The following is a 26491-nucleotide window of genomic DNA, read 5'->3' on the forward strand; positions in this document are numbered from 1 at the left end:
TCTATATGGGATAGATGGCGTTCTGATCGAAGTTGAGACTGATTTGTCCAATGGCTTGCCTCAAACCGCGATAATCGAATTGCCGGATTCAGCGATTCGAGAGGCAGTAGAGCGTGTGAGAGCAGCAATCAAAAACTACGGATTCAAATATCCATCCCAGCGTGTCACGATTAACTTAGCTCCTGCTGATTTGCGTAAGGAAGGTTCATCTTTTGATCTTGCCATCGCTTTAAGCTTGCTGACAACCAGTGAGCAGGTGTTTTACCGGTGGGGAAACGAACGCTGTTTATTGGCGAGCTGGCGCTGGATGGCAGCATTCGTCCTGTGATGGGGTGTTGTCCATGGTTGATCTGGCCAAGCGAGAGGGATTCGATTCCGTGCTGCTTCCTCAAGAAAACGCAAGCGAGGCACGTCTAATTACGGATATACGTATTTACGCTACACGTCATACGCCATCTAGTGCATCTTATTCCGGTTAATGATCATGCACAAGGCACTCCGGACGGCCAAGTGATGGAGTTCCTTGATCTTCATTTGTAGCGTGGCAATCCGCTTGAGCAGCTCTCCGTCGTTTTTCGTTCGCTCACTTCAATCAAGTTTACGAGCATAGCCCTGACTTCGCGGGGCTTTTTTTATTGCCTACTGATAAAGTTGGTCATTTTTTCCAATCCGTTTGTCTGTTTCGATTCTATAAAAACTAGCATATTCTATATTATTACAAAAGAAGGGAAGTTGATTCGAATGGGAAAAGTAAATTCTTCTAGAAAAATTCTGAAACCTACGCGTCGCCTAAGAACTAAAGCAGGTACCGCATTCATTTTTAGTCTCAACAATGTAGGTCCGAATTTGTTCCAAAGTCGCTTGAACCTGGCTGGGTTTGTTAATTCCTCAAGTAGGGTACTTGTCTCGATCACGGAAATTGGTATTTTTGGCGGTCAAGTTAAGCCGTTTCAAGGAGCTGCTACCATGACGATCCATAACGTCGTTCCGCATGACGACGGTATAGTAATTGTACGTGGGAATACTGGCTGGGGTAGTCCCCTCAATATACGACTTTCAGTCGTGGTTTTCTAATCGTTCAGACCTGCTGAACGCACATCTCACGGGTGAAAACTGAAAACTCCCGCCACTACGCAGAAATAAAATGTCGAATTCGCGGCAGCGCACAGAGCAAAAAGTCCTGACCTCTCAGTTTTTTTGTTCCTTCAATTTCTCATCAGACTTATCTATCGGAGAACGCAGTTATCCATGATGATCCATCCTTTAGTTAGGGTAAAGAAAATCAATAAAGAATGGAAATCGCACTCTCGCGTACGGCAATAGGAAACGCTCGTCAAGCCTTCGGCTTCTCCTCTTCGCGCCGACCCAAAGGGAGACGGCTTACTTGTCTTCTTTTTAGAGTTACATCATCGTGGAAAGTAAACTCGACAATACATCATTCCTGATAAATTTTTAATTAATAGTATTTATGAAATTATAAGAAAATCACAAATGTGTTTAATAGAGCCTAAAAGAAAAAAGCGATCTCCCACCGAAAGGAAAACCGCTTAGTATCGTCAAACCCTTGATATTACTTGGTTTTTCAATGCGTGAAAATGTATCATAATATCCTTCTTATGGGACGGCCGGGTGCTAGAAAAACGATGCTCATCCGCAGGTCGCCCTTAAATATACGCCCGGTGAGAGCGAAGCGCCGATTGTCGTTGCCAAGGGGAGCGGTCGCATTGCGGATAGCATTTTAGAAAAAGCCAAAGAACATGGTTCCTGTTCAGGAGGATGCTGCGCTGGTTGAAGTGCTGTCCAAACTTGATTTGGACGAACCCCGGAATCAAGACCACGTACTACAGCAGCCGATAAGCTAACCTTGATTGACAAATAATCTGTCGTCAGATAAGCTTAGTTGAGGGTTTGAAATTAGGATTGAGAGCTAAATTTAAAACATTATATTTGCAATGAATGAAAATTTGGAAGCACCTTTTTTCATATAGGCAATGATTCCCGAGAGGGACATTTCAATATGAGGAGAGGTGCTTTTTTGATATGTATGGAAAATTACATGGAGCGTGTCTATATGGGATAGATGGCGTTCTGATCGAAGTTGAGACTGATTTGTCCAATGGCTTGCCTCAAACCGCGATAATCGGATTGCCGGATTCAGCCATTCGAGAGGCAGTAGAGCGTGTGAGAGCAGCAATCAAAAACTGCGGATTCAAATATCCATCCCAGCGTATCACGATTAACTTAGCTCCTGCTGATTTGCGTAAGGAAGGCTCATCTTTTGATCTTGCCATCGCTTTAGGCTTGCTGACAACCAGTGAACAGATTGTTTTGCCAGTGGGGGAACGAACGCTGTTTATTGGCGAACTGGCGCTGGATGGCAGCATTCGTTCTGTAAATGGGGTGTTGTCCATGGTTGATCTGGCCAAGCGAGAGGGATTCGATTCCGTGCTGCTTCCTCAGGAAAACGCAAGCGAGGCACGTCTAATTACGGATATACGTATTTACGCTATACACCATCTGGCGGATCTTATCCCAGTTAATGATCATGCACAAGGCATCCCAGACGGCCAAGTGACCGATCAAAATTGTACTGCCAGTAAGCAAGTTATAATCCATTCCTATGACCATTTACCTCAAGCAGAGCATATACCGTTGTGCGAGCAAGAAGAACTAGCCAGTAATATGGAGGATTACAGCGATGTGCTGGGTCAGCTACACGCCAAACGTGCATTAGTTATCGCTGCAGCAGGAATGCACAATATTCTTCTTATGGGACCACCGGGTGCTGGAAAAACGATGCTCATCCGCAGGTTGCCCTCTATCCTACCGCCTTTGACTGAAAAGGAGTCGCTAGAAGTGACCAAGGTATACAGCGCAGCAGGAAAATGGAAGGAGTCCTCGCCTCATCTCATGCATGTTCGTCCCTTCCGTGCGCCTCATCATACAATCTCTGCTGCTGGATTGGTGGGCGGAGGAGGCATACCCAAACCAGGAGAAATCAGTCTTGCACACCGAGGGATTTTATTTCTAGATGAGTTGCCAGAGTTTAGCCGCCATGTGCTAGAAGTGCTGCGGCAGCCCCTGGAAGACCACCATGTGACAATCAGTCGTTCACGTGCTGTATTTAAGTATCCGGCGCATTTTTTACTTGCAGCTTCTTTGAATCCGTGTCACTGTGGCTTTTTTGGCAATAACACGGAACATCAGCGCTGTACCTGTTCACCTACAGCAGTAGCTCGATACCGTTCACGTATTTCCGGTCCATTGCTGGATCGAATTGATCTTCAGCTTGAGGTATCACAACCAAAGGACTGGCGGGAGGAAAAAGAATCCCTGTCGTCTGCTGACATGAGAAAGCAGGTGTTGGTTGCTCGAGCAATACAAATCCGCAGATACAGTAAGCTTCCTTTTTCATGGAATAGTGAGCTGTCCGGTCAGATGCTGCGTAAATATGCAGTATTAGATCAAAATGCAGCGGAGCTGCTTAATCAGACGATGGATGCACTTGGTTTAAGCATGCGTGCGTATGATCGAATTCTCAAGCTGTCCCGCACCATTGCAGACTTACATGAGTCAGAGAAAATTACGACTTCACATGTGGCTGAAGCTATTCAATACCGCCATATGGATAAAGCAAGCGCCAATTTATCCGAAATGTAAAAAGGCGATAAAATTAGCAGATACAGTACGATCATTTTTACGGAAAAGTTTTCCAAAGGATATGTGTACGAGAGAAAACGGAAAAAAGGACAAAAAAAGCTCCAGGCAAAAAGACCTGGAGAAGAAAAAAAGATTATGACAATATTGATTATACTATGAGTATATCAATTTCGTATATACGATTATGCATCATCTCCCATGTTACTTGATGGAAAAACAACAAGCCCCTTGACCAATACGGTTGAGGGGCTTGTTGTGAATTTCATTCTAACTCTAAGTTACAAAACGTTCAGTTTCACTTCAATATTACCGCGGGTAGCGCGGGAGTATGGGCATTGTTCATGTGCGCCTTCCACCAGTTTTACCGCAGTTTCATGATCTACGCCTTTGACCAGAACGTCGAGGTTTACTCCGATTCCGAAGCCGCCGTCTTCGACTTTGCCAAAATGGACCGTAGCTGTGACTTCGGTACCTTCATGTTTAACACGCTGCATGCGAGCCACCATATTTAAAGCACTGTCAAAGCAAGCAGAATAGCCTGCGGCGAACAGCTGCTCTGGATTTGTACCTGCGCCACCAGCGCCACCCATTTCTTTTGGAGTATCAATATCTAAACGAAGTTCAGGGGAAGAAGACTCGATATAACCGTTACGCCCACCAACTGCTTTTACTGTTGTTTCATACATTTTTTGTTGAATGGTCATCATAATCCAATCACTGCCTCTCGCTCAATTTATATTTTACACAATTTAATTTATCAAAATAATTATTGTTTGTAAAGTATTTTAGGCAATTAGAATGTATTTTGTTATATAATGTGCTAAAATAATGACGAAAGCAGGTGACTAGACAGCATGGAAAACAATTTTAATAAAGATGCAGCGTTGAAACTTGATAACCAGTTATGCTTTGCCATATATGCATGCTCCAGAGAGATTACAAAGCTGTACCAGCCTTATCTGGAAAAGCTTGGTGTAACGTACTCGCAATATTTGGTGCTCATCGTGCTTTGGGAGCGTGAAGAGTGTACAGTGAAGGAATTGGGTGAGGCGTTATATTTGGATTCTGGCACACTAACTCCACTATTAAAGAGGTTACAGAATGCCGGGTTGATCGATCGAAAGCGTTCCACTCAAGATGAGCGTAAGGTGCTGATTTCTTTGACGATAGAGGGAAGAGCGTTGCGGGATAAAGCCCTGTCTGTACCAGGATGTATACAGGAAAAAACAAGTATGACTCATGATCAATTTGGGTCGCTTCTGCTTCAGTTTAATGATCTGCTTGATCGTGTTCATCAAGCGAATGTACAAATTGAAAAATCATAACAGGTACTTTCAGTTGCTCTTGCGAATTCTTACGACATGAGTTGTTCTAAACTAAAAGAAAAATGCCCTTAAATTCTAATGAAATAAAGTACCTCTCATTGCGGATTAGGTAATCCCATTTTGCGGAGGTGCTTTTTTTGTGTGAATTTGTATTAAAAAATAAAATCCAATAATATCCAAACATTCGATTTTGGGAATGATAATGATATCAAAATACTGTAATTCATGAGGTTAAATTATAAGGAAAGCGTTTTAAAAACATGTTACAATGATGTAGGTTTAGTATAGATTTCCTTGTGAACCGCCCTTGTTGCAGTCATGTTGATAGGAGGATTCCAGAATGAATATCCATGAATATCAGGGTAAAGAAGTATTAAAGCAGTACGGAGTGGCTGTACCGAACGGCAAGGTTGCCTACACGGTGGAAGAAGCCGTTGCTGCGGCAGAATCGCTTGGAAGCGCTGTTACGGTCGTAAAAGCACAAATTCATGCTGGTGGACGCGGTAAAGCGGGTGGCGTAAAGGTTGCCAAAGGTTTGGATGAGGTGCGGACTTTCGCTTCTGAAATTTTAGGTAAGGTGCTTGTGACACATCAGACCGGACCTGAAGGTAAAGAAGTCAAACGCCTTTTGATTGAGGAAGGCTGTGATATTCGCAAAGAATATTACGTAGGCGTTGTCGTGGATCGCGGGACTGGACGCATCGTATTGATGGCCTCCGAAGAAGGTGGTACGGAAATCGAAGAGGTGGCTGCGGCTACTCCGGAGAAGATTTTTAAAGCAGTTGTTGATCCAGCAATTGGGCTTCAGGTGTATCAAGCTCGTAAGCTGGCGTATGAGATTAATATTCCCAATGAGTTGGTAAATAAAGCGGTTAAGTTTATGCTGGCGCTTTACGAAGCATTTGTGGACAAGGACTGTTCGATTGCAGAAATTAATCCCCTAGTCGTTACGGGTGATGGGAATGTAATGGCGCTAGATGCCAAATTGAATTTTGATTCCAATGCGTTGTTCCGTCATAAGGATATTCTGGAATTGCGTGATTTGGATGAAGAGGACGAGAAGGAAATTGAGGCATCTAAATATGATCTAAGCTATATCGCTCTGGACGGCAATATTGGCTGTATGGTCAATGGTGCAGGTTTGGCGATGGCCACGATGGATATTATCAAATATTACGGTGGCGATCCGGCCAATTTCCTGGACGTTGGAGGCGGTGCAACAACGGAAAAGGTAACCGAAGCGTTCAAAATCATTTTGTCCGATCCGAAGGTAGAAGGTATTTTCGTCAACATTTTCGGCGGGATTATGCAGTGTGACATCATTGCGAATGGCGTCGTGGAGGCTGCCAAGCAGTTGGGGCTGACTCGACCGCTTGTTGTCCGTCTTGAAGGAACGAATGTTGAGCTCGGCAAACAGATTTTAGCGGAATCCGGTTTGAATATTGTGGCAGCCGATTCCATGGCGGATGGTGCCCAAAAAATCGTTGAACTTGTTCAATAGCCTGTTTGCATTCCGATATGCCGAATAAACGATAGGGGATGTGAAGATCGTGAGTATTTTGGTCGATAAGCATACAAAGGTGATTACACAGGGGATTACGGGAAAAACGGCGTTGTTCCATGCCAAAGGTGCACTTGATTACGGTACACAGATGGTAGGTGGCACCTCTCCAGGTAAGGGAGGCACCGAGGTAGAAATTACACTGGAAAACGGGCAACAGGTCAAACTGCCAGTGTTTAATACAGTAAGCGAAGCCAAGGAAGCTACGGGCGCAACTGCTAGCGTCATTTACGTGCCGCCGGCTTTCGCAGCGGATTCCATTTTGGAGGCTGTGGATGCGGAACTGGACCTCGTGATTTGTATCACAGAGGGGATTCCGGTGCTTGATATGATCAAGGTCAAACGTTTTATGGAAGGCAAAAAGACCGTTCTGATTGGCCCTAACTGTCCGGGTGTTATTACGCCAGGAGAGTGTAAGATTGGTATCATGCCAGGTTACATTCATCTGCCGGGTCATGTAGGCGTTGTGTCACGTAGTGGTACTTTGACCTATGAGGCAGTGCATCAGTTAACCACTAGAGGTATAGGTCAATCTTCCGCGGTTGGTATTGGTGGTGACCCAGTTAAAGGTTCAGAATTTATTGATATTTTACATCGCTTTAATGAGGACCCCAACACTCATGCTGTCATTATGATCGGAGAAATCGGTGGTACAGCCGAGGAAGAGGCTGCCGAGTGGATCAGGGACAATATGACGAAGCCGGTGGTTGGCTTTATCGGTGGGGTGACTGCGCCTCCAGGCAAACGGATGGGGCATGCAGGCGCCATTATTTCTGGCGGAAAGGGAACGGCAAAAGAGAAGATTGCTACGCTTGAAGCCTGTGGAATCAAGGTGGCGCCGACTCCTTCCGAAATGGGCTCGACATTGGTAAGTGTGTTGGAAGCGCGTGGTATTTTGAATCTGTGTACGACACATTAAATCGTGTTTCTTCATTAATATACAGGCTGTAAATCAGCATCGAAATTTGCTGCTGGCTAGTGTATAATGAAAGAAAGGTAAGCAACCTTTTTATCTTCTGAAACAGGGGATGAAAAGGTTGCTTTTTTTTGCGTTAAGACAGGCTTGTCAGGGAAACGCTTGCAAAATGATTCATTGTGCCACAAAATAAGGAAGGGTTCACTCTTCCATGAATGGGGGAACCACAGTTTGGAAGAAAGATGGCTTTTATTAGGTCTACATGAGTTAGAAGGAATCGGAAGAAGAACAATTCAGCGTATTTGGTCGAGTGATTATCGATTGCATGAGCTACTGCATTTTAGCGAACAAAAGTGGATTGAGATAGGCTTAAGTCCCAACCAGGCACGCATTGCGGCACAGTGTTACGATGAAGAATGGGTACATGAACGATATCAGCGAATTCAATCCAGTGATATTGGTATGGTAACTTATGTGGACGAAGATTACCCCCTATTAATGAAGGAAACAGTTGACCCACCTTGGGTAATGTATACAAAAGGGGATAAATCACTTTTGCACACATGTTCTGTAGCCATGGTAGGAACTCGCGTTCCTACTGCGTATGGTCGAAGAGCAGCGGAGATACTAACAGAGGAATTATGTAATGCAGGGATTACAGTGGTGAGTGGATTAGCGAGAGGAATTGACAGTATTTGCCATGAAACAGCCCTACGCCGGGGAGGCAACACGATTGGTGTGCTTGGAACAGCGATTGATCAAATTTATCCTCCCCAAAATGCCTCTTTGTTTGCAGAGATGGTTAGTAAAGGTCTGATCGTATCGGAGTATCCTCCAGGTACGAGGTCGCATCCCGGGATGTTTCCACAACGTAATCGCATTATTGCCGGTTTAACGAAGGGGACACTCGTTGTCGAAGCAGACGCTAGGAGCGGTTCCCTGATTACAGCGGATGCTGCGCTGGAGGCAAATCGAGATGTGTTTGCTGTTCCTGGGCCCATTACGTCACCTAAGAGTAGAGGCACGCTGAACTTGATTAAGCAAGGAGCCAAAACGGTCACTGAGGCTTCGGATATTATTGAGGAGTATGAAGCAGATTTGCGTACAAGGCAGGTTTCTTCATACAATAGAGAACAGAGTCTTAATCTTAAGAAGATCTCCAAAGCATCAGAAAGTGAGACTTCTGAGGAAAATCGTGTGGTGGTGCTGCTGGAACAAGGAACCATGACACTGGATGAACTGCTTGATGCTACGGCATGGGATTTTGGACTTTTACACGCAGTTCTGTTATCGTTAATCATAAAAAAAAGGATCGCTCAGCTAGCGGGCACAAAATACAAGCTTATTTAGTAGTTGTTTTTGTCAAATCCTTAGTTAGTAAATGCGCAAAATTCAATTTTAAACATAGGTGGAGGGAAAAATGGCGTTTATCCGCATCGCGGATACCTACTCCTTCCCCACTTCCTGAAATGTGTTGAATTTATAGCTCGTACTAACGAACTATACTCACCACATTTCAGGAAGTCTATCATATTCATGTGTGTAATTGAGAGGAGGAAGAGCCTATGGCGGATTCACTCGTCATCGTGGAATCGCCTTCCAAGGCGAAGACGATCGGCAAATACTTAGGCAGCAAATATATCGTCAAGGCTTCCATGGGTCATATCAGGGATTTACCTAAGAGCCAGATCGGCGTAGAGGTCGAAAATGATTTTAATCCCAAATATATTACCATTCGAGGTAAAGGCTCCATTCTAAAAGAGTTAAAGGATGCCCGAAAAAAAGTAAAAAAAGTATATCTGGCGGCTGACCCGGATCGCGAAGGTGAGGCTATTGCTTGGCATCTGGCGCATGCGCTGGAACTGGACGATACGGCGGATTGTCGTGTGGTGTTTAATGAAATTACGAAGCAGGCCGTCAAAGATGCTTTTAAAACCCCACGCAAGATCAATATGGATTTGGTCAATGCGCAGCAGGCACGACGGATATTGGATCGACTTGTCGGCTACAAAATTAGTCCATTGCTCTGGAAAAAGGTAAAAAAGGGTCTGTCAGCTGGGCGTGTACAGTCGGTTGCAGTGAAAATTATTTTGGACCGGGAAAACGAGATCAATGAGTTTGTACCGGAAGAATACTGGACGATAACAGCTAAACTAGCTATTAAGGACAGCACTTTTGAAGCGAAATTCCATAAGCTACGCGGCGAAAAGAAAGAGCTCTCTAGCGAAGCGGATGTACAAGAAGTGTTAGAAGCTATCGGAAAATCGTCTTACAAGGTGCGCGATGTGAAAGAGAAGGAGCGTTTACGCAATCCGTCTCCTCCATTCACAACAAGTTCCTTGCAGCAAGAGGCGGCTCGAAAGCTCAACTTCCGGGCATCTAAAACCATGTCTGTAGCGCAGCAGCTGTATGAAGGTGTGGATTTAGGTAAAGAAGGGACTGTGGGTCTGATTACGTATATGCGTACGGATTCCACACGGATCGCTACTTCGGCTCAAGAGGAAGCGAAAGAGGCCATTATTCAAAAATATGGCGAAGATTTTGTGCCTGAAAGTCCTCGTCAGTATTCAAAAAAATCGGCTAATGCTCAGGATGCGCATGAAGCGATTCGTCCAACCTCCGCCTTGCGTGATCCGGAAACCGTTAAGCCTTTTATGAGTAGAGACCAGTTCCGATTGTACAAACTGATATGGGAACGTTTTATGGCGAGTCAGATGGCTTCCGCTATTATGGATACTTTGTCCGTTGATATTGAAGCAGGCGAGACGATATTCCGGGCAGCCGGTTCGAAGGTTCGCTTTCCAGGCTTCATGAAAGTGTATGTGGAGGGGAATGACGACGGTAAAACCGAAGAAGATAAGCTGTTGCCGCCACTTCAGCCGGGCGATAAGCTGAAAAAGGAATCGGTTGAACCGAAGCAGCATTTTACACAACCGCCTCCTCGTTATACGGAAGCACGACTGGTGAAGACACTGGAGGAATTGGGTATAGGACGCCCGAGCACGTATGCACCGACCCTGGAAACCATTCAGAAGCGCGGTTACGTCGCTATTGAGGAAAAGAAATTCTTCCCAACCGAGCTGGGAGAGTTGGTCATTGAGCAGATGGAAGAATTTTTTCCAGAGATTCTGAATGTAGAATTTACTGCGAATATGGAAGGTGATCTTGACCACGTCGAAGAGGGCGAAGGTGATTGGGTCAAGGTGTTGAGCGACTTCTATGAGTCATTCGAAAAGCGCCTGGAAGTGGCTGAAGAAGAAATGAAAGAAATTGAGATCAAGGATGAAGTATCCGACGTTATCTGTGACAAGTGTGGCAGTCAAATGGTATATAAGCTAGGCCGCTTTGGTAAATTTCTGGCCTGCTCTGCCTTCCCGGATTGCCGTAACACCAAGCCAATTGTCAAGGATATCGGGATGAATTGTCCTACATGCGGTGAGGGACATGTCGTCGAACGACGAAGTAAAAAAGGACGTGTCTTTTACGGATGTGACCGCTATCCAGAATGTGATTTTGTATCCTGGGATAAACCGTCCATTAAGCCTTGTCCAAGTTGCAGTGGCCTAATGGTCGAAAAACGTACTAAACAGGGGACGAAGCTCAACTGCACCGTCTGCGATCACAGCGAAATGCTGGAAGAGAGCGATGAGAGTGTAGAGACTTCTTAAGAACAAAGATAGCAGGGGGATTTAAAAGTGAGTGAACAACAAAAGGTAACGGTCATCGGAGCAGGTTTGGCGGGCAGCGAAGCTGCCTGGCAAATTGCAAGCCGTGGAGTGCCAGTTAAATTATATGAAATGAGACCGGTTGTAAAAACACCCGCACATCATACAGATAAATTTGCCGAACTTGTATGTAGTAATTCCTTGCGCGCGAACGGTCTGACGAATGCAGTAGGCGTATTGAAGGAAGAAATGAGAATACTAAACTCTTTGGTTCTGAGTGCGGCAGATCTCCATGCTGTTCCAGCTGGTGGGGCATTGGCAGTGGATCGTGATGGATTTTCCGGTCATATTACAGATACGCTTCATCAACATCCTTTGATCGAGGTCGTTAATGAAGAACTTCAGGAACTCCCGCAGGACGGTATCGTGGTCGTTGCCACGGGACCATTAACTTCTCCAGCTTTGTCAGAACAGATCAAAACGCTGATGGGAGAGGAGTATTTTTATTTCTACGATGCGGCAGCTCCGATTGTAGAGAAGGACTCCATTGATATGAGCAAGGTTTATCTGGCTTCCCGTTATGATAAAGGAGAAGCAGCTTACTTAAATTGTCCGATGAACGAAGCGGAATTCGATGCTTTCTATGAGGCTTTGATTACTGCTGAGGTGGCACAAGTCAAGGAATTCGAAAAAGAAATCTACTTCGAAGGATGTATGCCTATCGAAGTAATGATGCAGCGCGGGAAACAAACGGCATTGTTCGGACCAATGAAACCTGTAGGTCTTGTAAATCCACATACAGGGGAACTACCCTATGCAGTTGTTCAGCTTCGACAAGACAACGCTGCAGGTACGCTATATAATCTGGTTGGTTTCCAGACTCACCTCAAATGGGGGGAGCAAAAGCGTGTGTTTTCAATGATTCCGGGACTCGAAGAGGCAGAGTTTGTACGTTACGGTGTGATGCATCGCAATACCTTTATTAATTCTCCACAACAGCTTCACCCAACTTATCAGTTCAAGGGAAGAAGTAATCTGTTCTTTGCCGGACAAATGACAGGTGTAGAGGGTTATGTGGAGTCGGCGGCCTCAGGTTTGCTGGCTGGTATAAATGCAGCACGAGCAGCACGTGGACAGGAAATGTTCGTATTTCCTGCGGAAACGACACTAGGCAGTATGGCACGATATATTACAACTGCTGACTTCAAACATTTCCAACCGATGAATGCAAACTTTGGTCTTCTTCCAAAGCTGGAGACACGCATTCGTAACAAAAAGGAAAAGAATGAAGCTCTCGCAAATCGCGCGTTGGAAAGTTTGCGCGGTTATATCAACCAAACGGGAGTTATGTCAACAGAAGTACAGGCATAAGGATGAAGGAAAAGGAGGAGCGCGTTATGGATATGTCCTTTCATGCTACCACCATCTGTGCTGTACGCCATAATGGCAAAGGAGCTATTGCGGGTGATGGGCAGGTAACGTTCGGCAACAGTGTTGTGATGAAGCAGACGGCTAAAAAAGTACGTAGATTGTATCGTGGTCAGGTCGTTGCGGGATTTGCGGGTTCGGTGGCCGATGCTATCACATTGTTTGAAAAGTTTGAAAATAAGCTGGAGGAACATCACGGCAATCTTCAAAGGGCTGCTGTAGAACTGGCTAAGGACTGGCGGCAGGATCGTGTACTACGCAAGTTGGAAGCGTTAATGATTGTGATGGACTCGTCCGGGATGCTGCTCATCTCTGGAGGCGGAGAAATTATTGAACCTGACGATGATGTGTTGGCCATTGGCTCAGGTGGTAATTTTGCATTGGCAGCTGCCCGTGCGTTCAAACGTCATGGCTCTGGTATGGAAGCAAAGGACATGGCACGGGAAGCGTTAGAGGTTGCTTCGGAAATATGCGTGTATACGAACAGTCAGATTATCGTGGAAGAATTGTAAATCGGCTCTGAGTATTCAAGGGTGGAGGAATGCAAAATGAATAATCAATCGTTGACGCCCAGACAAGTGGTATCCGAGCTGGATAAGTATATTGTCGGACAAAAGGAAGCTAAAAAATCTGTTGCTGTTGCCTTGCGCAACCGTTATCGGCGTAGTAAACTGCCGGATGATATTCGGGATGAAATTGTGCCCAAAAATATTTTGATGATCGGACCGACAGGTGTGGGTAAAACTGAAATTGCACGTAGACTTGCGCGGCTAGTGGGGGCTCCTTTTGTCAAGGTAGAGGCGACCAAATTTACAGAAGTGGGTTACGTCGGTCGTGATGTGGAATCCATGGTGCGGGATCTGATGGAAACATCTATCCGTATCGTCAAGTCGGAACGAACAGAGAATGTGAAAGACAAAGCAGAGGACATGGCAAATGAACGGATTGTCAATATCCTTGTACCTGCAGAAAAGTCAAATAAATCACAACGAAACCCTTTTGAAATGCTGTTTGGCAATAACACAGGGACTTCGGTAGAAGAAGAACCGCCACAACAGGACGGAACCTTAGCAGAGAAGCGACGTAAGGTTAAATTTGATCTGTTGTCCGGTAAGCTTGAGGATGATGTCATAGAGATTGATGTGGAGGATACCGCACCCAATATGCTCGATATGTTTGCTGGGCAAGGGAATGAACAAATGGGTATGAATATGCAGGAGATGTTCGGGAGTTTCCTGCCTAAGCGGACGAAGAAGCGCAAGCTACCAATCAAGGAAGCCCGCAAGGTACTGATTCAAGATGAAGCAGCCAAGTTGATCGATATGGATGATGTGATTCAGGAGTCTGTGAAGCGTGCTGAGCAATCGGGTATTATTTTTATTGATGAAATAGATAAGATTGCCAGCCAAGGCAAGGGAAGTGGCCCAGATGTGTCGAGAGAAGGAGTCCAGCGCGATATTTTACCTATTGTCGAGGGCTCTACCATTATGACCAAATACGGCCCGGTAAGAACAGATTACATTCTGTTTATTGCTGCAGGGGCTTTTCATGTGGCTAAACCATCAGACCTGATCCCAGAGCTTCAAGGTCGTTTCCCCATCCGGGTGGAGCTAAGTAGCCTGACCTTGGATGAGTTTGTTTCGATATTGACGGAGCCTAAAAATGCGCTGACCAAGCAATACACTGAACTGCTCCGCACCGAGGAAATAGAAGTCGAATTTTCTACGGAAGCGATCCGTGAGATCGCTAGTATTGCCGAGTCCGTTAATCGCAACACCGAAAATATCGGCGCACGGCGTTTGCATACCATCCTAGAGAAGCTGCTGGAGGATCTGTCATTTGAAGCACCAGAGCTTACATTGGATCGTATGATTATCACCCCGGAATATGTCCGTGAGAAGCTGGGAGATATTGCCCAAAACAGGGACCTTAGTCAGTATATTTTGTGAACTGAGTGTCTAAAAATAGGGTGTGTGGTCCAGAATAACACTATCTTGCACCGTCGTTTAGTCCTAGACACAGGTTAAGTTGATGATTTTTCTGTCTATTCCAAAAGTAGGACGTATAATCTTTTACAGGTGTAAAGTGCTAAGAAAACATTCATTTTCTTGAAAAAAACCTGAAAAATTTAACATTTTATGCATCTAAAGCCCTCTTTTTTAAAAAAGATAGGGCTTTTTTCTTATTGTAATTAGGTCCCAACTCTACGAAACTTAGAATATATGACAGAAAGTTAAGATTTTCTACTTAAGACCTAAAAGAAATGTATAATTATGAAATTTTATTGTCGAAAAAAAGTGAAAAATCTTGTTTTATTGAATCTTACTTTGGAGTAGACGCTGGAGGGAGGAGCTAAATGAATCTGCTGGGTGATGTAAGCTTTCAAAAGCTTCAGGCAGGTGTACAGGCGGCCAATACGAGACAACGTGTGATGGCCGATAATATTTCCAATGCGGATACCCCGTATTTTAAGCGTTCGGAGGTTTCATTTGAAGAACTGCTTCAGCAGCAAATGGACGGTGATGTCACGCCATTGCGTGGAAAAGTAACCAATTCAAGACATTTCCAAATAGGACCTGTGAACTCCATTCCTGATGCCACGGTCACCAAAGATGGGTACTCAGTCATGAACAACAACATGAACAACGTAGATATAGACAGAGAAATGAGTCTTATGGCTGAAAATCAACTAAGATATAATACCTACATCCAAGAAATTAATGAGCGCATCAAAATGATGAGAACAGCGGTAGAAGGGAGATAGGACGAGGTGAAGATTAACAACGGCTTTGATATTAGTGCATCTGCTCTTACGGCCCAGCGGTTGCGGATGGACGTTATATCGAGCAACATTGCCAACGCAGAGACGACTCGGGCGAAGGTAGAGAATGGACAAGCAATTCCATATCGGAGAAAAACGGTTGTTTTGGAGCCGAACCAATCTGGCTTTGCCGATGTTTTGAAGGCTCAAATGGAAGGAAGTAGTACAAGCGCCGCTGGCGTTAAGGTTTCGCAAATTCAGGAAGATCAGTCACCTTTGAAGCCAGTGTACAATCCGGGTCATCCGGACGCTGATAAAGATGGCTATGTATATATGCCTAATGTAGACATAATGAAAGAAATGGTCGACATGATTTCCGCAACACGCTCATACGAAGCCAATGTAACAGCTCTGAATGCTTCAAAGGCGATGGTTTCCAAAGCGCTTGAAATCGGCCGCTAAGTTCCAGGACTACTAACTACTTAATAGGGAGAGTAAAACATGATTCAGAACGCCATGTTTAACGTACAGACACCGGTAATACAGCAGATTCAATCGCCTAACAATGAGTTGACGAAAGCGACGCCTTCCGAATCCTTGAAGGATTTTGGCTCCTTCCTAAAGGATGCTCTCAATGAAGTAGGGCAGCAGGAAGCCGCTACACACCAGATGTCCGACCAATTCATGGCAGGCAAAGTTGATGTAGATCAAGTCATGATCACTTCACAACAAGCGCTGCTTTCCCTGCAGCTTACTACACAGGTCCGAAACAAAGCGATCGAAGCCTATCAGGAGATCATGCGTACACAGATGTAAAGTGAGGGTTTAGCAAAGTTTCGGATGGGGTGACGGAGTGAACGAGAGAATCGCCCAATACCGGGATAGGATTTCCGGGTATTGGAATAATTTCAGCAAAAAACAGAAGATATTACTTGTTTCGACATTAGCATTCATCATTATCGCCATTGTAGTGCTAACGATGCAGTTTACCAAAACCGAATATGAAGTGGCCTTCCGGGATTTAAATGCAAATGATGCCGCTGGGGTCATTAAATATCTCGATTCTGCGGGTATACCGTATCAGCTTAATGCTGGTGGGACACAAATTTCAGTCCCAACCGCTAGTGCAGATAAGGCGAAGGTAGATGTTGGGTCCCAAGGGCTGATACAAAAGGGGTCAATCGGCATGAGCGCCTTTGACCAGTCCTCCTCGGCCATTGGCATGACGGAGAACGAGTTCAATGTGAAGTACAATAACGCATTGAACGGCGAAGTACAGCAACTGTTGGAACGGATGGACGGTGTCCAAAGCTCCAAAGCTGTCATTAATATGCCAAAGGAAAACATCTTTGCCGGACTTGAAGAAAAGGACAAAGCCTCTGCTTCGGTTCAAATGGAATTCGAACCTGGTTTTACTCCCAATCAACAAGCGATCGACGGATATTTTAACCTGGTAAAAACGGCTGTACCGAATTTGCCAGTAGAAAACATTACGATCACCAATAAGGAGTATGAGTTAATTCCAACGGCCAAGGGCGGCCAAGGCGGACTCACGAGTGGTGTTCAGGAAAACATGGCTCTACAGAAGAAGTTTGAGAGCGATGTAAGGAATAATGTCCAACAATTTTTGTCGAAAATTGTTGGAGACGACAAGGTAAACGTGCTGGTTATGTCCCAGCTAAATTTCGACAAAGTAACATCAAAGGAACAAATGGTCACACCTGTTGACCAAACGAAAATGAAGGGTATTGAAATCAGTGCCCAACAAATTCAGGAAAGTTATACGGGCAGTAGTGGACAGACTGGAGGAGTTGCAGGGACAGGAACGCAGGATGTCCCGGGTTACCCTGGAGGAGCCAATTCCGGCAATACCAGTTCGGATAAGAGCTCAAGTACGATTAACTACGAAGTTAACCGAATTGCAAGGGATATTATCCAAAGTCCGTACACTGTAAAAGATTTAACCATTAATGTAGCAGTTGAACCACCAACAGGTCAGCAAACGTTGGATACTGCAACTCAGACAGCAATTCAAAACATTTTGGTTAATATTGTAAGAGCGTCGCTAGCGAATTCCGGTACTACTTTTACAGACGCTGATTTGGCTAAAAAGGTTTCAGTGTTCTCGCAAGCTGCTCCGGCGCCTACGAGTACCAATACATTCTTCTCAGCTTCCAACCCGTGGATGTGGGGCATCGGAGCTGCAGTTCTGGCACTGTTGGCGGGTGTAATCTTCTTCATCGTACGCAGTCGTCGTAATCAGGAAGAAGAGTTGGATGAAGAATTGCAACTTATGCCAACGCCGACGGAATTCCCGTCCATTACTATGGAAAGTGTGACAAATGAAAGTCAAGTGCGTAAACAGCTTGAAAGTCTGGCGAAAAAGAAACCCGACGAATTCGTCAATCTGCTTCGTACATGGCTGGCTGACGAATAGAGGTGAGTTCATTGGCAAAGGCAAGCAGTCAAGGTTTAACGGGAAGACAGAAAGCAGCTATTCTTTTGATCACAATGGGGCCAGAAGTATCTGCTCAAATATTCAAGCATTTGCGTGATGAAGAGATCGAGCAACTTACATTGGAAATTGCCAATGTACGGAAGGTCGATGCCATTGAAAAGGACTCCATTATGGCCGAGTTTCATCAAATTTGCCTGGCTCAGGAGTACATTTCACAAGGCGGTATTAATTACGCCAAAGAAATATTGGAAAAAGCGCTCGGATCGCAAAAAGCAGTTGAGGTCATTAACCGTTTGACAGCGACATTACAGGTGAGACCTTTCGATTTTGCTCGTAAGGCGGATCCGAACCAGATATTGAATTTTATACAAAATGAGAATCCGCAAACCATTGCTCTCGTGCTTTCATACTTGCAGTTCGAGCAAGCGGCGGCAATTCTATCGTCCCTGCCACAGGAAAAGCAGGCAGATGTGGCCCGGCGTGTTGCTGTCATGGACAGTACATCTCCGGAAGTCATTTCTCAAGTGGAGAGAGTATTGGAGCAAAAGCTCTCGGCAACTGCGACGCAGGATTACACGAATGCAGGCGGTATCGAGTCTATCGTTCAGATTTTGAATGGCGTAGACCGCGGAACTGAGCGTACAATTCTCGACTCGCTTGAAATTCAAGACCCTGAACTGGCTGAGGAAATCAAGAAAAGAATGTTTGTTTTCGAGGATATCGTCAATGTGGACAACCGGTCCATTCAACGTATTATCCGCGATATCGACAATGCAGACTTGCAATTGGCGCTTAAAGTGTCCAGTGAAGAAGTACGCGATGTGATTTTCCGAAATATGTCGAAACGTATGGCAGAAACCTTCAAAGAGGAAATGGAGTACATGGGACCGGTGCGGCTGCGTGATGTGGAAGAAGCACAAACACGTATCGTATCAACGATCCGCAGATTGGAAGAGGCTGGTGAGATTATAATCGCACGCGGCGGAGGAGATGACATCATTGTCTAACTTGATTAAATCTTTCCAATATGTGCCTGTAGAGGCTTTGAAAACGATTGATGTGGCACATACGTACGTGTCAGAAACGACGGATGAAGAAATCACAACCGAATATACGGAGCCGGAGCCTCAGCGAGATTATGAGGCAGAACGGCTCCGAGATGAAATGCTGAATGATGCTAAGGACTTTGCCGAACGTCAGGTGCGCGAGGCGGCTGAAGAAGCGGAACGAATGCTTCAGGAAGCACAGCAGCAGATTGAAGATTGGTGGCAGGAACGACGCGAGCATGACGATCAGTTGATTCAGTCGATAAAAGCAGATGGATTTCAGCAAGGATATGAAGAAGGCCAGAAGCTGGCCGAGGCTGAGCTTCAGACGAAATCGGAGCAGATGATGGAAGAAGCACAAGATATTCTGCGTCAGGCCTATGAGATTAAGGAACAACTGATTCAGGAAGCCGAGCCTTTTCTGGTTGAACTGAGTAGTGCGATTGCCGAGAAGGTGATTGAAAAACAGCTTAGTCTTGAACCGGAATATACGATTGAGTTAATTCGCAAAAATTTGGCTCGTAAGCGAGAAAAAGGAATCATTACATTGTGTGTGTCGCCTCAGCATTTCGCATTTGTGCAAGGTGCACGGGAAGAATTGTCATTAACTGTCGATTCGCAGGCAGAACTGCAAATTATTCCTGATGGTACCGTAAAGGATCGCGGTTGCGTCATTCGCTCTTCCTTTGGAAGTGTGGACGCTCGGATCGATACGCAATTAGCTGAGATTAAAAAGGAACTACTGCGTCTGGCACATGAAAATGAGGAGCGAAGACATGAAGGGGCTTAATGCGCAGCGCTACATGGATCATTTGCGACAGCTGGACCCAGTTCGGGTTAATGGCAAGGTTACACAGGTTATCGGCTTGATGGTTGAATCGGAAGGTCCAGACGCTAGTATCGGGGATGTTTGTTATATTTATCCGGGCAAAGCGGCAAAGCCATTGCAGGCAGAGGTTGTTGGCTTCAGAGACAATAAAGTGCTTCTGATGCCACTTGGAGAACTACAATCCATTGGTCCTGGTTGTGATGTCGTAGGAACAGGGAAGCCGCTGAACGTGCAGGTTGGATCGGAGCTGTTAGGCAAGGTGCTGGATGGTTTGGGTCAGCCTTTGGACGGATCACTGATTCCCTCGCGAATGGCGAGATATTCAACCTTCAATATACCGTCCAATCCGCTGAATCGTCCGCGTGTGCAGGAACCCATTAGTATCGGAGTACGTGCAATTGACGGGTTGCTTACGATTGGTAAAGGACAACGGGTTGGTATTTTTGCGGGTTCGGGTGTAGGTAAGAGTACTTTGATGGGGATGATTGCCCGTAATACGGAAGCCGATGTGAACGTAATTGCCCTGATCGGAGAACGTGGACGCGAGGTGCTGGACTTTATTGAACGGGATTTGGGCCCAGAGGGACTAGAACGCTCTGTAGTCATTGTGGCAACTTCCGACCAACCTGCGTTGATCCGCATTAAGGGTGCACTTATTGCAACGACGATAGCGGAGTATTTTCGGGATCGCGGGTTGAATGTCATGCTAATGATGGATTCAGTTACCCGGTATGCGATGGCTCAGCGTGAAGTCGGTCTAGCAGTAGGGGAACCACCAGCAATGAGAGGATACACTCCATCTGTGTTCGCTAGTCTGCCTAAGCTGCTGGAACGCGCAGGGACAGGACCTACTGGCTCTATAACCGCCTTTTATACGGTGTTGGTTGATGGTGACGACATGAACGAGCCCATCGCGGATGCGGTGCGTGGGATATTGGATGGACACATTGTCTTGAATCGCGGGATTGCGAACAAAGGACATTTTCCTGCAATTGATGTGTTAGCAAGTATTAGCCGGGTCATGAAGGACATTGCACCACGAGATCAGATAGATGCTGCCGAAAACATTAAGCGCTTGATGGCCATTTACAAAGATTCAGAGGACCTGATTAACATTGGGGCTTATCAACAGGGTTCGAATGCAGAAATTGACGAATCTATGGAGCGCATACGGGATATATGGGATTTTACAAGACAAAGAACGGATGAAAAGGCTGAGCTGGACGAAGTACGAGAACGTTTGATTTCTGAATTTACGAGGAGATGAAGGTTGAACGATGAGATTTCAGTATTCCTTTCAAAAAGTTGTAGACTTGAAAACGAACGAAAAGTCACAGGCCGAATGGCTGCTTTCCAGTGCTGTTGGACAATTGCAGGTTGAGGAGCAGACATTAACACAGCTTATAGGCGAAAGGAATCGGGTCATATCAGCTATTCAAAAGGCTGCCGAAGATTGCGCGCCACTCTCTAGCATTCAGGAATTGCAAGCTTATGTCAATCATCTGGATCAATGTATTACACGCAAGCATAGGGATGTTCAATATGCGCAGCAAAATGTGCAAAGCAAACAAACCGTTTTGACCGATAAAATGCTGGATGAACAAGTTTGGCTGAAAGCGAGAGAGAAGGCCAACGTGAAATTCCAACAGGAAATGCTCCTGCGCGAGCAGAATGAGCTGGATGAAATGGCTTCCGTGCGATTTGCCATGAAAGCCCGGTAAGCGGAACGTCATAGGATACGCATATCAGCTGCCTGAGGAGGAAGACGATGGCACAGAAGTTAGCAGAAAATGAACTGGATATGGATTTAGGGAAAGAATCAGGCGGGGGATTTGAACGGTTTATGTTTTTCCTGATTCCGATTGTTTTCACAATTGTTCTGGTCGGGGTCTTGCTCACACTGTTCAACATGGACTTCAGAAGCGAAATGATCTCATTGGGGAATAAAATACCAATTGTTAAAAATTGGATTCCTGAACCGAAGGATAAGGCAACCCAGACAAAAGAGGCAGATCAGAAGGCACAGTCTGAAAGCTCTGAAGCAACCATTCAGCAGTTAAAAGCGGATTTAGCCAAGCAGACGGAAGAACTCAAAAAGGCTACGGCTGCTAAGACGACACAAGATAAAAAGGTTACTGAACTTCAGAATCAGGTCAATACACTGCAAACGCAACAGGAACAACAGTCGCAGACGGGTCAACAGGGACAGGTCGGGCAGCAGGGACAAGCAGGTACGCAAACTACAGATGGAACAACAAATGAAGATCCTTATGTAAAACAGACCAGAGAACTTGCCAGCATGTATGAAGGAATGACGGCAAGTAAAGCTGCACCGATTATGGAGAATCTGACTACGGAAGAGACCGTGCAGCTGTTAAGTTATATGGACCCTGCCAATAGTGCAAAGATTTTGCAAAAGATGGACGCTAAAAAAGCAGCGGATATTACGATGGCTCTGAAAAACGTAACGCCATCTACGGATTTATCGGTAGCGGCGTTGCAGTCCCGTTTGAAAAAGGATCAGGGTAGTACAGCTGGAACGACGAGTAAAAGTCTGCAAAGTACTCAAATCAGCAGCACATTTGCTTCCATGGACAAGAAAAGTGGTGCCGAACTTATTTTACAAACTTACAAAATCAGCCCAGATAAGGCATTAAACATATTAAATACAGTAGATGATTCGACACGTGCTTCTTTACTGCAAAATATGTCTGCGAAGGATGCAGGTCAGACCGCGAAAATTTTGAATAAGCTGATGGGCAGTAAGTAATTTAAATTGAAGGGAGGTGAAAAATATATGACCCTTATTTCTCAAAGTGTATCTCTTAGCTCTAGCCCAACAGCTAGCAGTACGACAGCGTCAGCAACAAGTACAACCACGGCTGCTGGAGCAACCACGGGCGCCTTTAATCAAACACTAACGCAAATGATGACAGGCGGGCAAACAGGCTCAGCTGGAACAGATGCGAATGGTTCTCCATTAGTTATGGTACTACCGCTTATTGCAAACGGAGAATCTGCGGAAGCTCCAACCGAGCCGCTTGTTGAAACATTGGCTCCTTTGCTGCAAAATCTCGAAAAGTTGGATGATCAGGTAGTTGCCGATCCTGCGCTGCTTGCAACTTTACAATCGTGGATTCAGCAAGTACAACAGTTTTTGCAAGGCAATGGAACAAATCAACAGGCAGACGGCGGGGAAACGGCAGAGGCTACAGGCTTAACAGCCTTGGCAGCTAATCCGGCAACTCTTCGGTTTGCATTACAGGACGCTTTGTCACAACTTGCCAATGTAGCAGAGCAGGCTTCGGGCGACCAAAAGGCTAAGGTGACACAGTTACTACAATCGCTTCAAAGCGCAACAGCTGGGACTGGAGCTATTTCCGATGAGCAGTGGAATGGAGTATTGAAAGCTGTGGAACTTGCTGATAGTGGAGATTCACAAGTGGTTCAGCCTTCTGCGCAACGGGCAAACGGTGCTCAGACATTAACTGCAGCATCTACAAACAAACAGGTTGCTCCTCAGCAGCAAGCAAGTCAGGGTGAAACTAGCCAGCAAGGCTCAGAAGGACAACGTTCATCAACGAATCTTCTCGTTCAGTCCGCAGTTAAAACGACTGTAACGGATGAAGCGGGTACATTCGTAGATGCAGCTGAGCAAGCGGATCCGTCGGCAACTGATAATCAGACTCCGGTGATCACGACTGCGGGGCAGCTTTCGGTACAAACGCAGGGAACAACACCTTCGGCTCCGGCTCAACCAGTCGTACATGTACGACAATTTGCCAAGGAGATGACTGAGTTTGTAGTGCAGAAACTTGATATTGTAAAGCACACTGGTTTGACAGAAGCGACCATCATGCTTCGTCCAGATCATCTGGGCCAGCTGGAGGTTAAGCTGACGATGCAAAACGGCCATCTGGTTGCCCAGTTTATGACTGAGCATAGCGGGGCGAAGGATCTGCTGGAACAGCAAATGTCTCAGTTGCGTACGAGTCTTCAGAGTCAAGGTATTCAAGTGGATAAAGTAGAAGTAACGCACAACGAGTCGCTATCCTCCCATATGTATCAGGATGGACGCGGTTCTGGAGCTAATCAGCAGCAGCAATCTAACCAACGTTCTAAAGCTCGAGGTAGAGAAGAGAGCGAAGATGCTTTGAAGGTAGCTGAAATGACAGAAGAGCTTCGTAACTGGACAGCAGAACAACGCGCAGATGACATGAATCGGACAGGCTCCTTTACAGCACAAGCGTAATGATGGAGGTGAGAACACAATGACGACTACAGACAACAATGTATCCACCAGTAACGTCTGGCCGAATTACAATGTGAATAATGTCAAAACAGCAAGCGCCAAGGATACTAAGACGATGGGTAAAGATCAATTTTTAAAAATCTTGATCACTCAGCTACAAAATCAGGATCCAATGCAGCCTTTGGAGGATAAAGAATTTATCGCCCAAATGGCACAGTTTTCCTCGGTAGAACAACTGATGAACATATCTACGCAGTTGACTGCATTGGGCCAGTCTTTGGGTACAGCTTCTGGTTTGATAGGAAAAGAGGTTAGCTGGATTGAGCCGGGTAAAAAGGATTCCATTACAGGTGAAGCAGGCGCAGGTACAGTGAAAAGTGGAATCGTAGATTCCATCGTTATTCGCGACGGTGTGCAGTATGCCAAAATGGGAGCGGCTGAGGTGGCATTAAAAGATGTAACATCAGTAAGCCAGGCTAACACAACGGCTCCTGTTACTGATACGTCAGATACTACATCTTCTTCCTCTACTGGAAGCGGTGAGAACTCATGAATGACAGGATAACGGTCGGACGCCTTTTTCCTACCAATGTTCCTCCGGCAGCGATTTCTCAAAACCGAGTAAATTCGGTAACAAAGGACACCAAGCCGTTTGGTCAGGTGTTGCAGGAACAGGTGCTCAAGCTCAGCAACCATGCAGCCAAGCGACTGGAGCAGCGAGGAATAGAGTTGAGAAGTGACCAAATGGCGAAAATTAACTCTGCTGTGGATAAGGCTGCTGCCAAGGGCGCTAAAGAATCTTTGATTTTAATGCAAGATATGGCTTTGATTGTTAGTGTGCCTAATCGAACAGTTGTTACTGCGATGGACAAGCAGTCCATGGAGGATAACGTATTTACGCAGATAGATAGTGCTGTAATTATTTCATAATAAGTGGCTGGCCCGAATAGGAAAGCCATGAAAAAGCCGCGGATCGACTGATGCGGCCAACTAAGCAACCAATCAGAGGAGGATTTATACTCAATGTTGAGATCAATGTATTCAGGTGTATCGGGCATGAAGGGTTTTCAAACAAAGCTGGACGTTATCGGTAACAACATTGCAAACGTAAATACTACAGGCTTCAAGTCCAGCCGAGTGATGTTCAAGGATATTTTGAGCCAAACCAGCTCGGGCGCAAGTGCACCTGATGCTACGACAACTGCAGGTCAAAATGCCAAGCAGGTTGGTCTAGGGGTGTCCGTCAGCTCAATTGATACGATGCATCTTCCGGGTAGTGCAATGACTACGAATAATCCAACGGATTTACGGATTAACGGTGACGGTTTTTTCCTGGTCAAAATGAATGATGCACAGGAAGTCCCTTATCTGACTCGTGCGGGTGATTTTCACGTAGATGCGAACCGAAATCTGGTGACTTCCGATGGGTTTTTCGTAGGGGATGCAGGTGGCGATCCTATCACACTTGCTGACAATGTTACATCGTTCTCCATCTCGCAGGATGGCACAATTGTGCAGCAATTGGATGACGGAACAGTTGACAATGGTACGCAAATTGGATTAGCCAGAGTCACAAACCCAGAAGGTCTGGAAAAAATCGGTGGAAGCTTGTACCGTACTACGGTCAACTCAAATATTGATGCAATTGAGCCTGGAGTAGCGAATGCAGATGGTCTTGGAGCTATCATCGCGGGTCAGCTGGAAATGTCCAACGTTGATCTGACAGGCGAATTTACCGAAATGATCGTGGCTCAGCGTGGATTCCAAGCGAACTCACGTATCATTACGACTTCGGATGAAGTGCTTCAGGAAGTTGTAAACTTGAAACGATAATCTCATTTAAACGCGGAGGAGTAGAGGCTCCTCCGCACCTATCAGGAGGTTGGTGTTACGATGATCCCGTTAACGCGGCTGAACGGCTCGCCTATGTGGCTTAATGCGCTGCTCATTGAGACTGTGGAGGAAACACCGGATACATACGTCACTTTGGTGACGGGGAAACGGTTGATTGTATTGGAAAAAGCGGCAGATGTCGTCTCCTTGATCAAGAGTTACAGCCGTGAAATCGGCATGCATGCCGCCACGATAAAAGTGCAACAAATGGAGGAAGACGAATGAAGAAGATGCTGCCATGGCTCATTACAATTTTACTCGCGATTACTTTGATTGCAGGCGCGGCCTTTGTACTTATACCAGCGCTTAGCGGGAAGAAGTCGGAAGTCATACCGAATGCGCAAGCCGCTCAAGCAGAACAACTTCCAAGATTGTCAGCGGATGAATTGGTGGAAGTAAGCTCTGAAATTACCGGTATCAAAACGAATTTGGCAGACGCAGATTACATTGTACAGATGAATCTTGCTTTTCAATTGAATGATGCCAAAGCAAAAGAAGCTTTTGAAAAAATTAAGGACATCAGTATTAAGCCCATCGTTATTCAATTACTTGCAGACACCAAACCTGATGAGCTCAGAACGGCTAAAGGCCGGGATCAGTTCAGTGACAAGCTGACGGATCTCATCAACAAGTCGCTCCCTGAAGGTCACCTGGGGAACGCCAAAATTACAGACTTTTTGCTGGCAGCCATTTGATT

25 protein-coding genes and 2 pseudogenes are annotated in these 26491 nt (G+C 45.6%); 26 read left to right on the forward strand and 1 reads right to left on the reverse strand.

What is annotated here, in order from left to right:
* From HFD99_RS12955 to HFD99_RS12970, 3 genes and pseudogenes are all read left to right on the forward strand, one after another.
* A pseudogene (locus HFD99_RS12955) lies at positions 1 to 513 on the forward strand (magnesium chelatase domain-containing protein); the annotation flags it as partial.
* A 1144-nt stretch (positions 514 to 1657) separates the two neighbouring features.
* Positions 1658 to 1820 (forward strand): annotated as a pseudogene (locus HFD99_RS12965) (EscU/YscU/HrcU family type III secretion system export apparatus switch protein); the annotation flags it as partial.
* A gap of 220 nt (positions 1821 to 2040) precedes the next feature.
* The gene (locus HFD99_RS12970) at positions 2041 to 3660 is read left to right on the forward strand and encodes a YifB family Mg chelatase-like AAA ATPase (RefSeq protein WP_019686984.1); all 1620 of its coding nucleotides are present in this window, start codon (positions 2041 to 2043) and stop codon (positions 3658 to 3660) included.
* A 278-nt stretch (positions 3661 to 3938) separates the two neighbouring features.
* Here the strand turns inward: HFD99_RS12970 and HFD99_RS12975 are convergent, their stop codons facing one another.
* A complete protein-coding gene (locus HFD99_RS12975; protein WP_013309874.1) occupies positions 3939 to 4367 on the reverse strand; it encodes an organic hydroperoxide resistance protein in 429 nt (142 codons plus the stop codon).
* Positions 4368 to 4514: 147 nt separating this feature from the next.
* Here HFD99_RS12975 and HFD99_RS12980 point away from each other — a divergent pair, with 147 nt between their 5' ends.
* The 23 genes from HFD99_RS12980 to HFD99_RS13090 all read left to right on the forward strand — a co-directional run bounded on the left by HFD99_RS12980 (position 4515) and on the right by HFD99_RS13090 (position 26489).
* Complete coding sequence (locus HFD99_RS12980; protein ID WP_039277121.1) at positions 4515 to 4985, forward strand: MarR family winged helix-turn-helix transcriptional regulator; 471 nt, start codon at positions 4515 to 4517, stop codon at positions 4983 to 4985.
* A 340-nt stretch (positions 4986 to 5325) separates the two neighbouring features.
* Positions 5326 to 6486, forward strand: a complete 1161-nt coding sequence (sucC, locus tag HFD99_RS12985; protein ID WP_039277123.1) for an ADP-forming succinate--CoA ligase subunit beta — start codon at positions 5326 to 5328, stop codon at positions 6484 to 6486.
* 49 nt (positions 6487 to 6535) lie between these two features.
* Positions 6536 to 7465, forward strand: coding sequence for a succinate--CoA ligase subunit alpha (sucD, locus tag HFD99_RS12990; protein WP_013370665.1), 930 nt, complete (start codon positions 6536 to 6538; stop codon positions 7463 to 7465).
* Between the two features lie 228 nt (positions 7466 to 7693).
* Complete coding sequence (dprA, locus tag HFD99_RS12995; protein ID WP_039277126.1) at positions 7694 to 8812, forward strand: DNA-processing protein DprA; 1119 nt, start codon at positions 7694 to 7696, stop codon at positions 8810 to 8812.
* Positions 8813 to 9027: 215 nt separating this feature from the next.
* On the forward strand, positions 9028 to 11130 hold the full coding sequence (gene topA / locus HFD99_RS13000; RefSeq protein WP_045243859.1) for a type I DNA topoisomerase: 2103 nt from the start codon (positions 9028 to 9030) through the stop codon (positions 11128 to 11130).
* 27 nt (positions 11131 to 11157) lie between these two features.
* Complete coding sequence (trmFO, locus tag HFD99_RS13005; RefSeq protein WP_017427921.1) at positions 11158 to 12498, forward strand: FADH(2)-oxidizing methylenetetrahydrofolate--tRNA-(uracil(54)-C(5))-methyltransferase TrmFO; 1341 nt, start codon at positions 11158 to 11160, stop codon at positions 12496 to 12498.
* Between the two features lie 26 nt (positions 12499 to 12524).
* A complete protein-coding gene (gene hslV, locus HFD99_RS13010; protein ID WP_013370669.1) occupies positions 12525 to 13067 on the forward strand; it encodes an ATP-dependent protease subunit HslV in 543 nt (180 codons plus the stop codon).
* 36 nt (positions 13068 to 13103) lie between these two features.
* Positions 13104 to 14504, forward strand: a complete 1401-nt coding sequence (gene hslU / locus HFD99_RS13015; RefSeq protein WP_016820946.1) for an ATP-dependent protease ATPase subunit HslU — start codon at positions 13104 to 13106, stop codon at positions 14502 to 14504.
* Positions 14505 to 14911: 407 nt separating this feature from the next.
* Entirely contained in the window at positions 14912 to 15319 is a 408-nt protein-coding gene (gene flgB / locus HFD99_RS13020) for a flagellar basal body rod protein FlgB (protein ID WP_019686986.1), read from the forward strand.
* A 6-nt stretch (positions 15320 to 15325) separates the two neighbouring features.
* Positions 15326 to 15778 carry a flagellar basal body rod protein FlgC gene (flgC, locus tag HFD99_RS13025; protein ID WP_013370672.1) on the forward strand — a complete coding sequence of 151 codons (453 nt, stop codon included), beginning with the start codon at positions 15326 to 15328 and terminating at the stop codon, positions 15776 to 15778.
* A 39-nt stretch (positions 15779 to 15817) separates the two neighbouring features.
* A complete protein-coding gene (gene fliE / locus HFD99_RS13030) occupies positions 15818 to 16132 on the forward strand; it encodes a flagellar hook-basal body complex protein FliE (protein WP_007430020.1) in 315 nt (104 codons plus the stop codon).
* 37 nt (positions 16133 to 16169) lie between these two features.
* Positions 16170 to 17753 carry a flagellar basal-body MS-ring/collar protein FliF gene (gene fliF / locus HFD99_RS13035; protein WP_016820948.1) on the forward strand — a complete coding sequence of 528 codons (1584 nt, stop codon included), beginning with the start codon at positions 16170 to 16172 and terminating at the stop codon, positions 17751 to 17753.
* An 11-nt stretch (positions 17754 to 17764) separates the two neighbouring features.
* Entirely contained in the window at positions 17765 to 18781 is a 1017-nt protein-coding gene (fliG, locus tag HFD99_RS13040; protein ID WP_013370674.1) for a flagellar motor switch protein FliG, read from the forward strand.
* Entirely contained in the window at positions 18774 to 19610 is an 837-nt protein-coding gene (locus HFD99_RS13045) for a FliH/SctL family protein (protein ID WP_019686987.1), read from the forward strand. Before fliG ends, HFD99_RS13045 begins: the two co-directional genes overlap by 8 nt.
* Positions 19597 to 20916 (forward strand): flagellar protein export ATPase FliI, encoded by a 1320-nt coding sequence (gene fliI / locus HFD99_RS13050; protein WP_016820950.1) that lies wholly within the window; start codon positions 19597 to 19599, stop codon positions 20914 to 20916. The genes HFD99_RS13045 and fliI overlap by 14 nt, the downstream gene beginning before the upstream one ends.
* A 10-nt stretch (positions 20917 to 20926) precedes the next feature.
* Positions 20927 to 21370, forward strand: a complete 444-nt coding sequence (gene fliJ / locus HFD99_RS13055; protein ID WP_013370677.1) for a flagellar export protein FliJ — start codon at positions 20927 to 20929, stop codon at positions 21368 to 21370.
* 47 nt (positions 21371 to 21417) lie between these two features.
* Positions 21418 to 22419: a magnesium transporter MgtE N-terminal domain-containing protein gene (locus HFD99_RS13060; RefSeq protein ID WP_016820951.1), complete on the forward strand. Its 1002-nt coding sequence runs from the start codon at positions 21418 to 21420 to the stop codon at positions 22417 to 22419.
* Positions 22420 to 22446: 27 nt separating this feature from the next.
* On the forward strand, positions 22447 to 23901 hold the full coding sequence (locus HFD99_RS13065) for a flagellar hook-length control protein FliK (RefSeq protein ID WP_090887201.1): 1455 nt from the start codon (positions 22447 to 22449) through the stop codon (positions 23899 to 23901).
* A 19-nt stretch (positions 23902 to 23920) separates the two neighbouring features.
* Positions 23921 to 24454, forward strand: a complete 534-nt coding sequence (locus HFD99_RS13070) for a flagellar hook capping FlgD N-terminal domain-containing protein (protein ID WP_016820953.1) — start codon at positions 23921 to 23923, stop codon at positions 24452 to 24454.
* Complete coding sequence (locus tag HFD99_RS13075; protein WP_016820954.1) at positions 24451 to 24831, forward strand: TIGR02530 family flagellar biosynthesis protein; 381 nt, start codon at positions 24451 to 24453, stop codon at positions 24829 to 24831. Before HFD99_RS13070 ends, HFD99_RS13075 begins: the two co-directional genes overlap by 4 nt.
* A gap of 93 nt (positions 24832 to 24924) precedes the next feature.
* Positions 24925 to 25734 (forward strand): flagellar basal body rod protein FlgG, encoded by an 810-nt coding sequence (gene flgG, locus HFD99_RS13080; RefSeq protein ID WP_017427928.1) that lies wholly within the window; start codon positions 24925 to 24927, stop codon positions 25732 to 25734.
* Between the two features lie 60 nt (positions 25735 to 25794).
* Complete coding sequence (locus tag HFD99_RS13085; RefSeq protein ID WP_013370683.1) at positions 25795 to 26019, forward strand: flagellar FlbD family protein; 225 nt, start codon at positions 25795 to 25797, stop codon at positions 26017 to 26019.
* Positions 26016 to 26489 carry a flagellar basal body-associated FliL family protein gene (locus HFD99_RS13090; RefSeq protein ID WP_013370684.1) on the forward strand — a complete coding sequence of 158 codons (474 nt, stop codon included), beginning with the start codon at positions 26016 to 26018 and terminating at the stop codon, positions 26487 to 26489. The genes HFD99_RS13085 and HFD99_RS13090 overlap by 4 nt, the downstream gene beginning before the upstream one ends.
* Positions 26490 to 26491 lie beyond the last annotated feature (2 nt).

Source organism: Paenibacillus sp. EKM301P, assembly GCF_011800295.1.
In the GTDB taxonomy this organism is placed as follows: Bacteria; Bacillota; Bacilli; order Paenibacillales; family Paenibacillaceae; genus Paenibacillus; species Paenibacillus polymyxa.

What these genes read in the sequence shown, in the direction of transcription:
- HFD99_RS12970 (WP_019686984.1), top strand. Translation starts at nt 2,041, where the DNA reads ATGTATGGAAAATTACATGGAGCGTGTCTATATGGGATAGATGGCGTT.
- HFD99_RS12975 (WP_013309874.1), bottom strand. Translation starts at nt 4,367, where the DNA reads ATGATGACCATTCAACAAAAAATGTATGAAACAACAGTAAAAGCAGTT.
- HFD99_RS12980 (WP_039277121.1), top strand. Translation starts at nt 4,515, where the DNA reads ATGGAAAACAATTTTAATAAAGATGCAGCGTTGAAACTTGATAACCAG.
- sucC (WP_039277123.1), top strand. Translation starts at nt 5,326, where the DNA reads ATGAATATCCATGAATATCAGGGTAAAGAAGTATTAAAGCAGTACGGA.
- topA (WP_045243859.1), top strand. Translation starts at nt 9,028, where the DNA reads ATGGCGGATTCACTCGTCATCGTGGAATCGCCTTCCAAGGCGAAGACG.
- hslV (WP_013370669.1), top strand. Translation starts at nt 12,525, where the DNA reads ATGGATATGTCCTTTCATGCTACCACCATCTGTGCTGTACGCCATAAT.
- hslU (WP_016820946.1), top strand. Translation starts at nt 13,104, where the DNA reads ATGAATAATCAATCGTTGACGCCCAGACAAGTGGTATCCGAGCTGGAT.
- flgB (WP_019686986.1), top strand. Translation starts at nt 14,912, where the DNA reads ATGAATCTGCTGGGTGATGTAAGCTTTCAAAAGCTTCAGGCAGGTGTA.
- fliE (WP_007430020.1), top strand. Translation starts at nt 15,818, where the DNA reads ATGATTCAGAACGCCATGTTTAACGTACAGACACCGGTAATACAGCAG.
- fliI (WP_016820950.1), top strand. Translation starts at nt 19,597, where the DNA reads ATGAAGGGGCTTAATGCGCAGCGCTACATGGATCATTTGCGACAGCTG.
- fliJ (WP_013370677.1), top strand. Translation starts at nt 20,927, where the DNA reads ATGAGATTTCAGTATTCCTTTCAAAAAGTTGTAGACTTGAAAACGAAC.
- HFD99_RS13060 (WP_016820951.1), top strand. Translation starts at nt 21,418, where the DNA reads ATGGCACAGAAGTTAGCAGAAAATGAACTGGATATGGATTTAGGGAAA.
- HFD99_RS13065 (WP_090887201.1), top strand. Translation starts at nt 22,447, where the DNA reads ATGACCCTTATTTCTCAAAGTGTATCTCTTAGCTCTAGCCCAACAGCT.
- HFD99_RS13070 (WP_016820953.1), top strand. Translation starts at nt 23,921, where the DNA reads ATGACGACTACAGACAACAATGTATCCACCAGTAACGTCTGGCCGAAT.
- HFD99_RS13075 (WP_016820954.1), top strand. Translation starts at nt 24,451, where the DNA reads ATGAATGACAGGATAACGGTCGGACGCCTTTTTCCTACCAATGTTCCT.
- flgG (WP_017427928.1), top strand. Translation starts at nt 24,925, where the DNA reads ATGTTGAGATCAATGTATTCAGGTGTATCGGGCATGAAGGGTTTTCAA.
- HFD99_RS13085 (WP_013370683.1), top strand. Translation starts at nt 25,795, where the DNA reads ATGATCCCGTTAACGCGGCTGAACGGCTCGCCTATGTGGCTTAATGCG.
- HFD99_RS13090 (WP_013370684.1), top strand. Translation starts at nt 26,016, where the DNA reads ATGAAGAAGATGCTGCCATGGCTCATTACAATTTTACTCGCGATTACT.